The following is a 7726-nucleotide window of genomic DNA, read 5'->3' on the forward strand; positions in this document are numbered from 1 at the left end:
TCCGAGCCTAGAACCAGCTGCGCTTGCTGCCGACCTCCGACAGCCACTGGTTCAGGTATCCGGCCCAGTCGGTGCCGTGGAAGTCGTGCAGCCCCACCTGGAAGGAACGGAACGAGTCGCTGCCCTCACTGAAGAGGCCCGGCTTCTTGTCCATCTCCAGGATGACGTCCATCGCGCGGTCGTCCGCGACGAAGCTCAGCTCCACCTGGTTCAGCCCGCGGTACTGCGACGGCGGGTAGAACTCGATCTCCTGGTAGAACGGCAGCCGCTGACGGGTGTTGCGGATGTGCCCCTTCTCCATGTCCGCGTTCTTGAAGCGGAAGCCGAGCTGGATGAAGGCGTCGAGAATCGCCTTCTGCGCCGGCAGCGGGTGCACGTTGATCGGGTCGAGGTCACCCGAGTCGATGGCGCGGGCGATCTCGAGCTCGGTGGTCACACCGATGTGCATCCCGCGCAGGCTCTGCCCGTCGATCGTGGTGATCGGCGTCTCCCACGGAATCTCCAGCCCGAACGGGACCGTGTGCACGGCACCCGCCTGCAGCTGGAAGGCTCCGCCGAGGCGCAGCTTGGTGAACTCGATGTCCTGCTTGTACTCCTGGTCGTCGTGGCCCTCGACCTCGACCCTGGCCTGCAGGCCGACCGACAGACCCTCGATCGACTGGTCGACCGAGCCACCCTGGATCCGCACCTCACCCTGGACGACGCCGCCCGGAACGGTGTTGGCCTCGGTCAGCACCGTCTCGACCGAAGCCCCACCGGCCCCCAAGCTCGCAAGCAGCCGCTTGAACCCCATGTCGTCACTTCCTCCCCAGGCAACGCCTGTTTCGTCCTCTGTCTGTATGGATCCCTTGATCCGTACAAACGCGATCCGGCCCCGACCGGTTCCGCGCCCTCACCCTTACAAGAGAGAGGGCCGCTGACCACCCCGCCGACAAGCATCCGTCCGGACTGCTCCGAACCCCTCCGGACTCCGCCACGGCGGTCAGGACGGAGGGACTACGCTCGTACGCCATGATCGCGGCCCCTGACCGTACGCCCCCGACGACCTCGGGGGCGACTTCCCGCTCCTGGTAGGGTCGAGCGGCATGCCGGGCGAACCGGACATGGTCCGGCTCGAATGGGAGTGACGCTTCCCGAGCTGTTCCTCCTGGCCGGCAGGTGCGACGCTTCGACAGATGATCACCTCAGGTACGGGTCGGCCGCGGGAAGTGATGCGATGACATCCGTCCCCGACGCGCCGCTGCCCCGCTCGTTCTTCTCCCGGCCCGCCCATGCCGTCGCACCGGAGCTTCTGGGCCGTCTCCTCGTCTCCGGGGAGGGCGAGGCTGCCGTGGCCCTGCGCATCACCGAGGTCGAAGCGTACGAGGGCGGGAAGGACCCGGCCTCTCACGGCTGGCGCGGCAGGACTCCCCGCAACGCTTCGATGTTCGGCCCTCCGGGCCATCTCTACGTCTACTGGGTCTACGGGATGCACCACGCCGCAAATCTCGTCTGCGGCACGGAGGGCGAGTCGCACGGGGTGCTTGTCCGAGCCGGTGAGGTTGTCGCCGGGCAGGCCGAGGCCGCCTGCCGCCGCCCTGCCGCCCGTTCCCCCAAGGAACTGGCGAAAGGCCCCGGGCGCCTCGCCGACGCACTCGGCATCACTCGCGCTCTCGACGGCGTGGACATCTGCGACCCGCACTCGCCGGTTCGCATCGCCTTCGGCGCCCCGGTTCGGGCGGACCTCATCATGAGCGGTCCCCGGACCGGAGTCTCCCGCGCTCACGACATCCCCTGGCGCTTCTGGATCTCGGCCGATCCGACAGTCAGCCCTTACCGGCGGCACGCTCCGCGCAGCAGGAAGGCGGCGCCGGGGACTTCGGACGGGAGAGCGGGGTGAGGTTCGATCACCAGCCCCGTCACGTCCACGGCGAGACCACGCTTGCGGCCGGGCACCGTCCTGGCCGCGTCCCGCCCGGTCGTGGTGGCCGGCACCTGCACGGCCGGGCGCACGGCTGACGACCCCTACGAACCGGTCGGCGAGCGGCAGGGCCGAAGCCCGATCAACACCAGCCGTCAAGCCCGCGTTCACCCAGAGGAAACGGGTCTCCCCTTCACCGGTTTCGAGGGGGGAGACCGACCGTGCCGCAGAGGTCGGACCCGAAATGCGTGCGGCTAGCATCTGCGGATGGCGAGACTGTTGTCATCCGCCTGTTCAAGGCGAGAGGACGTCTCCGCATCGTGTTCCGAGAGGGCCCCGGCAGGCTCGTCCCTGACGGCTGCTTGATGCCCTCCGGTGCGGTCCGCACCGGAGCGACAGCTTCGTCGATGTCGGGGCGATCCGGTCGGCACCGGCCGATGGCGGAACCCGAGGTCAGCCCCGCTGAGGACACCCCCAGCCCAGCAGGTTCACCGCTCGGGATACTCAGCACATCCACCCGCATCCCGACTGGACCGATTCGTTCCGTCCCGCACCCTCCCCGAGTTCTCAAGGAAGCCCCGTGAACCCGTTCGTCGCCATGGCCGGCACCGGCCTGCTCGGCTACGCCGCCATCTCCATACCCCGCAACGCCCGCAAGGCCCGTGCCCAGCGGGCCGCCGCTGCGGCCAAGAAGAAGCGGGTGGTCATCGATCCCGCCGAGTTCGGGCTCGTACCGGGGGACCAGCTCGACATGCGCTTCGCCGGGTCCGACCCGGAGGCCGACGCTGTCGCCGCAGCGGCGATCGCCGGCGACTGGCGCCAGGCGGCCGCCTACCTCGCGGGGGCCGGCCAGGACTGGGACTTGAGGTGGTACCGGCTCGGCATCCTCACCCACGCGGCCGTGGAGGACGACGGCTGGCTGCAGGCATGGCGCAGTGAATACCCGTACGACCCGGCTGTGGCCCTCGTCCACGCAGACGCGCTGGTGGCGCTCGCGGCCGATGCCCGCGGCGCCAAGACCGCGAAGCACACCACCGCCGAACAGTTCGCGGGCTTCCACGAGTTGCTCGCCGAAGCGCTGCCCGCCTGCGAGGAGGCGGCCCGGATGGCGCCCGAGGACCCGAGTCCCTGGGTCGCGCAGATCTCCATCGCCCTGGGGCTGGGCTGGTCGAACGAGCACTTCCGGGCGCTGTGGGCCGAGATCGTGGCCCGCGACCCGCACCATTTCGCCGCGCACACGTCGGCCCTGCAGTACTGGTGCGCCAAGTGGCGCGGCTCGGACGAGCTGATGTACGCCTTCACGGAGCAGGCCGTGGCCTCCGCCCCTCAGGGAAGCCTGCTGCCGGTGCTGCGGCTGTACGCCGCCTTCGAGCACGAGCACCGCGAGAGCGATCTGTCCGTCTACGCCAAGCCGTTCATGACGACGGCCATCGACGCCACGCTCGACGCGGTCGCCCGGGTGCCGGACGGCCACCACCGTCTTCCGCTCGTACGGCACCTGCTGGCCAACGCCTGCTTCCGCGCCGACCGGTTCGCGGAGGGCGTCGAGCAGTTCCGCGCGATCGGCGGTTACATCGGAAGCGTGCCGTGGACGTACTCGGCCGACCCGGCCAAGGCGTTCATCCACGCCCGTACGAACACCTTCGTCGGGTGGGAGAAGGCGGGCCGTCCGGCGCCGCAGTCCCGCGCCGCCCGCTGACAAATCCCCGGGCCGGTGGTCACACCCCTCGCTTGCGATCCGCGGAACGGAACGAGTACCCGGGGCAGTCCCACGTCCCTGCCGAACTCGTCGAGTCCGCCGAGCGGTCGGTGTCCCACCCGCAGTTCCGGAGTTCCGGCGCGAGCACGGGTGGGTCACCGTCCAGGGCGGTTTCGCGGCCCTGTTCTCCCTGATCGGTGACACCGCCCGCGCCGCCGCCCACTTCCGCGCGCCGGGCGACCTCGCGTCCGCGTTCCCACGGAGCTAGCTCGGCAAGCCCGCCGACGCCTGCGTACGGCACCGGGACGCGGTCCTCGCGCACGGACGACCCGACCGTGCGGAACACAGCGCCGAAGACAGTGCCGAACAGCGCCGCGATGCCCATCCGAGTGCCGAACACCGCGCCGAACAGAGGCCGTAGATGACCCCGCAGCCCGCCGCCCACCACACCGAGGTCGACGGCATACCCACCCTCTTCACGTGCGCCGCCGGACCGATGCGCGCGGGACTCGTCTTCCGGGTCGGTGTCGCCGACGAGACGCTCGGCCGGACGGGCCTCACTCACCTCACCGAGCATCTGGCCCTGCACCGCCAGGGCCTGGCCGACTACCACTTCAACGGTGCGACCAAGGCCGCGTTCACCCACTTCCACGCGGAGGGCGCCGAGCACGAGATCGTCGCCCACCTCACCGGCGTCTGCGCCTCCCTCAACGACCTGCCCATGGAACGGCTGGAGACGGAGAAGGAGATCCTGCGGACCGAGGAGTCCCGCCGCGAGCCGAGTGCGCTCCCGCTGTGGCGCTACGGCGCCCAGGGGTACGGCCTGGTCAGCTATCCCGAGTGGGGCGTGTGGAACGCGAGCGCCCAGGACGTCCGGCAGTGGACGCAGACCTGGTTCACCCAGGGCAACGCCGTGCTGTGGGTCGCGGGCGAGCGGCTGCCCGCCGGTCTGTCGCTCAAGCTGCCCGCCGGAGAGCGCCGGCCGATGCCCGTGGTGACCTCCGCGCTGCCCGTCACCCCCGCCTACTTCTCCGACGGAACCGGCGGGGTGCTGCTCGATGCCGTGGTCGCCGACACCACCGCCGCCCGGCTGTACTCCGCCGTCCTGGAGCGCGAACTCTCCCGCGTCCTGCGGCAGGAGGGCGGGTACTCGTACAGGGCGGCCGCCGACTGCACCCCGCGCCGCGACGGGTTCGCCGTGGTGACCGCCTTCGCCGATGCCCTGCCCGCCAAGCAGGACGCGGTCCTCGGCGGGTTCGTCGACGTCCTCGCCGGTCTCCGGGAGGGCCGGATCACGCGGGCCGACCTCGACGCGGTGCGCGGCCGCGCCGACGCCGCCCTGACCGCGCCCGACCTGCTCGTACGGCGGCTGCCCGGCATGGCGGAGGACCTGCTGGCGGGGCGTCCGCCGCGCGCGGTCGGCGAACTGCGCTCCGAGCTGTGGGCGGCGACCCCCGCACAGCTGCACGAGGTGGCCCTGGAGGCCGCCGGAACGGCCCTCATGCAGGTGCCGGCGAGGCACTCGGCGGACTGGGCCGGATACACGGCGGCACCGACCGCCTCGGCCCACGTGGTCACCGGCCGGCGCTTCATCACGGGACGCGCGGGCGAGGCGGGGCTGGTCGTGGGCGACGACGGTGTCAGCCTGACGGAGCGGTCGGCACCCGGACCCGACGGGACGGGGGAGCGGGCGGCGACCGTGCTCTACCACTCCTGCGCCGCGATGCTGAGCTGGCCCGACGGCGGCCGCCGGCTCATCGGCACCGACGGCCTGACCGTCGAGGTGGAGCCGGAGCTGTACGGCGTCGACGCGCGCACGATGGCGGTCATCGACGCCGCGGTGCCGACGGCCGCGGTGGTACAGCTGCCGCCCCGGCGGAACCCGCCACGAAGGGACCCCGGCCGGGGCATGGGGGCAGATACGGGCGCGGTAGCGGCGGCACGTGAGAAGGCCGCCGCCGCAAGGGCCTCCGCGGGTTCCGGGAACTCCGCGGACTCCGCTCCCGCCGCCGCGCCGCCGCAGGCCGCCCGCACGCGGCGCACCGGGCTCCAGACGGTGGCGGTGGTCCTCTTCTGCATTCTGAGCGGCTTCTTCGCCTTCCTCGCCCTCGCGCTCACGGCCTTCGGCGCCGACGATCCGGAGACCGGCACCGGCGAGTGGATCGCCTTCTCGGCCTCCCTATGGGCGGTCAGCGCCCTGCTTGCGTGGCCCGCCGTACGGATCCTGCGGCGCACCACCCGGATGTGAGCACTCATGTTTTTGCCGTTGCATAAGGGAGTCCTGTGACTTCCATGGCAAGATCTTTCCCGGACGTCGAACGGTCGTCGGCTACCGTGCGAATCGATTTCGGCGTCGTGGATACGAGTCAGCGGCCGTAGAGCCCGCGCCGTATCAGGGGGCAGTGAGTAACTCAGTGGACGTACGTCGGCCGACCGCCGTCGTGCGCCGCTCCAGCACCGCATATGTGTCCGGCGTATGCGTCCTGCACGGCGTGCAACGACGACGCGTCGGCGTACGTGCGTGCCACGATCACCGTCGACCGCGACGCGTGGGACGGGCCGGTCGCCGTCATCGGCTGAACCGGCGACAGCAAGAAGAGCAAGAAGAGCAAGACGAGCAGGACGAGAAGACCGGTCGGAAGAGCTGAGCTTTCGGGACCGGTCCAGGGCAGGAGAGCAGGTACATCGTGACCAAGCAGGTCAGGCAAGTGACGCGGTCGCGTCCGGCGCAGACGCAGCAGTCGCAGACGAGGCTTGTCCGCGTCGGCCGCGGCCTCGTCTCCTGGCTGCGTTCCCTCAGCAGGCGCAGCATCATGCTCGCCGCGGGTGCCCTGGCCGTCGTCGCCGCGGTCGTCGTGGTGTGTGTCTTCCTCTTCGGGGGGAACGACCGGCCACCCATCCCCGACACCCAGGCGCGGCACTACACCGAAGTCGACGCCTGCCTGCTCACCGGCAAGGACGGCATCCTGGCCGGCACCACCGCCGCGACCGTCTGGCAGGGCATGCAGGACGCCTCCCTGAAGACCCACGCCCGGGTCAACTACCAGCAGGTGGTCGGGGAGCAGAGCGTCGGCAACGCGCGGCCGTTCCTCAACGGCATGCTCCAGGGGTCCTGCGAGGTCGTTCTCGCCGTCGGCGGACCCGAGGTCTCGGCTGCGGCCGAGACGGCACCGCAGTACAAGAAGACCGACTTCATCCTCGTCGGCGGCGGACACTCCAAGTCCAACGTGACGTCCGTCCACACCGGCGACGGTCTGCGGGCCGACGTGGCCGGCGCCGTCGAACGGGCGGTCGACGCGAAGAACTAGCGGCCGGGCAACGGGAGCCAGTGCTGTGACCGCATGGGTTCGCCGGGTGGCGGTCGTGGCGGTTGGCGGGCGGTGACGTCCGCTCCGACCGCTGGAGGTGTGGTGGCCGAGCCCGTGCGGGTACGCAGTCTGCAGATCCAGTGGAGTCCTGCCTCCGGGCCGGCGAGGTCACCGAGGCCACGGACCTCGCCCGCAAACGTCGACTCTCGGCCCGATACGAAAAGGAACTGGCCAAAGGACCGGCCCACCTTGCCACCGCACTTGGGGGTGGACCGGTCGGACGGGTCACTCGACGGAGCGGACGCCTGCGGCCCCCAGGGCTCGCCCTTCACCCTGCTCAGGGGTACCCCCGCCCGCGCCGACCAGGTGCGCAACGGCCAGCGCCCCGGAGTCTCCGGCGACGGAGGCGTCCACCCTTGGCGTTTCTGGGTGGTCGACGACCCAACGGTGAGCCCTTGTCGAGCCCATGCGCCCCGCCGCCGCTCAACTTGACGCGCCCCTGGGGGATCCGTAATGTAGCCCGAGCCGCTTGAACTGGTTACGGCGTTCAGCCAGCAGCCGAGAGCGGCCAACCCACTACCTACGACTTCCCTCCAGCGGGGGCTTATTCGGCATGCCTGCATGCCTGAATTCGAACTCGCGGAACTCGATTATGAGTCGCCGAGGGAATCGGCTAACGTAGTGAATGTCGAAAGGCCGCGAAACGCGAAAGCGCCGAAAGGCCCGAAGACAAGCCCCGCTGACTGGGAGTCAGGCCCGAAAGGTTCTGATAGAGTCGGACTCGCCGGAAAGGGAAACGCGGAAGCGGGAACCTGGAAA

6 protein-coding genes and 2 pseudogenes are annotated in these 7726 nt (G+C 70.5%); 5 read left to right on the forward strand and 3 right to left on the reverse strand.

All coding sequences use genetic code 11. The features are described 5' to 3' along the window. Positions 1 to 7 precede the first annotated feature (7 nt). Positions 8 to 793 (reverse strand): sporulation protein, encoded by a 786-nt coding sequence (locus tag ACZ4N5_RS34955; RefSeq protein WP_467761050.1) that lies wholly within the window; start codon positions 791 to 793, stop codon positions 8 to 10. Between the two features lie 423 nt (positions 794 to 1216). Between ACZ4N5_RS34955 and ACZ4N5_RS34960 the strand changes: the two genes are divergently transcribed. Then, positions 1217 to 1879: a DNA-3-methyladenine glycosylase gene (locus tag ACZ4N5_RS34960; protein ID WP_467761051.1), complete on the forward strand. Its 663-nt coding sequence runs from the start codon at positions 1217 to 1219 to the stop codon at positions 1877 to 1879. Between the two features lie 5 nt (positions 1880 to 1884). On the opposite strand, the pseudogene ACZ4N5_RS34965 reads toward ACZ4N5_RS34960, so the two are convergent. Then, positions 1885 to 1992: pseudogene (locus ACZ4N5_RS34965) on the reverse strand (IS5/IS1182 family transposase); the annotation flags it as partial. Positions 1993 to 2480: 488 nt separating this feature from the next. Between ACZ4N5_RS34965 and ACZ4N5_RS34970 the strand changes: the two are divergent. Beyond that, positions 2481 to 3599: a hypothetical protein gene (locus ACZ4N5_RS34970; RefSeq protein WP_467761052.1), complete on the forward strand. Its 1119-nt coding sequence runs from the start codon at positions 2481 to 2483 to the stop codon at positions 3597 to 3599. A gap of 19 nt (positions 3600 to 3618) precedes the next feature. Here the strand turns inward: ACZ4N5_RS34970 and ACZ4N5_RS34975 are convergent, their stop codons facing one another. Continuing rightward, entirely contained in the window at positions 3619 to 3999 is a 381-nt protein-coding gene (locus ACZ4N5_RS34975; protein ID WP_467761053.1) for a hypothetical protein, read from the reverse strand. Between the two features lie 21 nt (positions 4000 to 4020). Between ACZ4N5_RS34975 and ACZ4N5_RS34980 the strand changes: the two genes are divergently transcribed. The 3 genes and pseudogenes from ACZ4N5_RS34980 to ACZ4N5_RS34990 form a co-directional block, all read left to right on the forward strand. Continuing rightward, a complete protein-coding gene (locus ACZ4N5_RS34980; protein ID WP_467761054.1) occupies positions 4021 to 5847 on the forward strand; it encodes a peptidase M16 family protein in 1827 nt (608 codons plus the stop codon). 439 nt (positions 5848 to 6286) lie between these two features. Continuing rightward, entirely contained in the window at positions 6287 to 6907 is a 621-nt protein-coding gene (locus ACZ4N5_RS34985) for a hypothetical protein (protein WP_467761055.1), read from the forward strand. A gap of 98 nt (positions 6908 to 7005) precedes the next feature. After that, a pseudogene (locus tag ACZ4N5_RS34990) lies at positions 7006 to 7399 on the forward strand (DNA-3-methyladenine glycosylase); the annotation flags it as partial. Between the last annotated feature and the right edge of the window lie 327 nt (positions 7400 to 7726).

It is taken from the genome of Streptomyces sp. NPDC026500 (assembly GCF_055567635.1).

Excerpts from the sequence above, each read along its gene's own strand:
- ACZ4N5_RS34955 (WP_467761050.1), bottom strand. The coding sequence starts at position 793 with ATGGGGTTCAAGCGGCTGCTTGCGAGCTTGGGGGCCGGTGGGGCTTCG.
- ACZ4N5_RS34960 (WP_467761051.1), top strand. The coding sequence starts at position 1,217 with ATGACATCCGTCCCCGACGCGCCGCTGCCCCGCTCGTTCTTCTCCCGG.
- ACZ4N5_RS34980 (WP_467761054.1), top strand. The coding sequence starts at position 4,021 with ATGACCCCGCAGCCCGCCGCCCACCACACCGAGGTCGACGGCATACCC.